Source organism: Bradyrhizobium sp. CCBAU 25360 (assembly GCF_028128695.1).
Taxonomy (GTDB): domain Bacteria; phylum Pseudomonadota; class Alphaproteobacteria; order Rhizobiales; family Xanthobacteraceae; genus Bradyrhizobium; species Bradyrhizobium ottawaense.
In genome coordinates, this window is sequence record NZ_LBJA01000017.1 from 1 (window position 1) to 2,204 (window position 2,204).

General features: G+C 64.5%; 2 protein-coding genes and 1 pseudogene. All 3 read left to right on the top strand.

What is annotated here, in order from left to right; all coding sequences use genetic code 11:
* Window positions 1-334, top strand: a pseudogene (locus XH81_RS04805) (methyl-accepting chemotaxis protein); the annotation flags it as partial.
* 173 nt (window positions 335-507) lie between these two features.
* Window positions 508-1,506: a cache domain-containing protein gene (locus XH81_RS38705; protein WP_245570287.1), complete on the top strand. Its 999-nt coding sequence runs from the start codon at window positions 508-510 to the stop codon at window positions 1,504-1,506.
* Window positions 1,497-2,204 (top strand): HAMP domain-containing protein (locus XH81_RS38710; protein ID WP_442868197.1); only part of this gene is annotated, 708 nt, incomplete at its 3' end. The genes XH81_RS38705 and XH81_RS38710, both read left to right, overlap by 10 nt.

Below are 2,204 nucleotides of genomic sequence, written 5' to 3' on the forward strand. Positions count from 1 at the left end.
GCAGATCTCCGGCATCCAGGCGGCGACCAACGACTCGGTCGGCGCCATCAAGGAAATCTCCTCGACCATCGAGCGCCTGTCGGAAATCTCGTCGGCGATTGCGGCGGCGGTGGAAGAGCAGGGCGCGGCGACCCAGGAGATCGCCCGCAACGTGCAGCAGGCCGCGCAAGGTACCCAGCAGGTCTCCTCCAACATCACCGACGTGCAGCGCGGGGCGACCGAGACCGGCACGGCCTCCTCGCAGGTGCTGTCGGCGGCGCAAATGCTGTCGAACGATTCGGGCCGGCTGAAGAATGAGGTCAGCAAGTTCCTGACCAACGTGCGCGCGGCCTGATCCTTCGGGACAGGTATCAAACTACGCAAGAGCGGCGTCATCGGCGCCGCTCTTTGCTTTTGGCGCACCGCCCGGCCCCGGACTTATTTTTCACGTGGGTCATACGGTTCCAAATCTTTACGGGTTCCGAACGCGGGGAACTTTAAGTCCTCGCAGCATTTCGGAGGCCCATCGTGAAGCTGTTTTCGTTTTCTGCCATTCGCTCCATCCAGTTGAAGATTGCCCTGATCGCCGGCCTCTGCCTCGCGGTCACCTGCGTCGTGCTGATCGGCTACGGCCTCTTCTCCACGCAGAGCATGAACCAGTACGTGACCCACGAGGTCATGCAGCTGGTCGACAATCAGACCAAGGAAAGCCTGACGAACCGCGCTGCCACCGAAGCCAGCGCCATCAAGGCCGAGCTGGAGGTCGGATTTGATGCCGCGCGCACCATCGCGCATGCGTTCGCGACGCTGGCAGACGAGAAGACCGGCACCCCCATCGCAGCCCGGCGCGCCCAGTTCAACGCGCTGCTCCGCCACGTGCTCGAGCTCAATCCTGCTTTCAACGGTACCTATTCTGCCTGGGAGCCCGGCGCGCTGGATGGCGATGACGCGGCGTTCAAGGGCCGCAAGGAGGTTGGATCGGACAATACCGGCCGGTTCCTGCCCTATTGGACGCGCAATGCCAACGGCGACATCGCCGTTCAGCCGCTGGTCGAGTACGACAGCAGCGAGCGGCATCCCAACGGTCTGGTGAAGGGCGCCTGGTACATCAATCCGAACACGACGGGTAAGGAGAACATCCTCGGTCCGCTGCCCTACATCGTGCAGGGCAAGGCCGTCTTCCTGGCGACCATGTCGGTGCCGGTCATGATCGGCGGCAAGTTCCGCGGCGTTGCCGGCGCCGACTACGATCTCGACTTCGTGCAGAAGCTGGCCCTCAAGATCAATGCCTCGCTGTTCGAGGGCAAGGGCAAGGTCGCGATCCTCAACGATACCGGCCTGATCGTGGCCAACAGCGCCAATCAGGACGTGATCGGCAAGAACGCTTCGGCAGCCGATCCGCGCTGGAGCGAGAGCCTCGCCATCGTCAAGGCCGGCAAAAGCGCAGTGCAGGACGATCCGAAGTTCGCCAACATCGATATCTATGCGCCGATCCGCTTCGGGCTCACCGAGAATGCGTGGTCGTGATCTCGGTCCCGCGCGAGGTCGTGCTGGCGTCCGCACGGCAGCTGGATGCCTCGCTCAGTGCCCGCGCGACGTCGAGCACGTTCTGGCAGCTCGGTGTCGGCCTCGTCATCGTGCTGGCGGCGATCTTCTTGATCTCGTTCGCTGCACGCAAGATCGCGCGGCCGATCCAGGACTGCGCCAATTTCGCCGACGGCATCGCCAAGGGCGACTTCAACCAGCAGCTCAAGATCGATCAGGCCGACGAGGTCGGCAGGCTCGCGACGTCGCTGAGCTCGATGCAGGACGACATCAAGCGCAGGATCGAGCAGCGTGCCCAGGACCAGGCCGCTGCCGATCGCGAACGCAAGCGCACCATGAACGAGCTGGCCGACAGCTTCGAAGCGCAGGTGGGCGGTATCGTGGAAACGGTGTCCGCCGCATCCGGCGCGCTGGAAAGCTCGGCCGGATCGCTGAGCTCGACCGCCGAGCGGGCGCAAGAGCTCGCCTCCGTCGTCGCCACCGCATCCGACCAGGCATCTGGTAACGTGCAGTCGGTAGCCTCGGCGACCGAGGAGATGGCTTCGTCGGTCGGCGAGATCAGCCGTCAGGTGCAGGAATCGGCGCGGATGGCGGGCGATGCCGTCGGCCAGGCCCGTGCCACCACCGAGCGGGTCAGCGAGCTTTCCAAGGCGGCGTCCCGCATCGGCGACGTGGTCGAA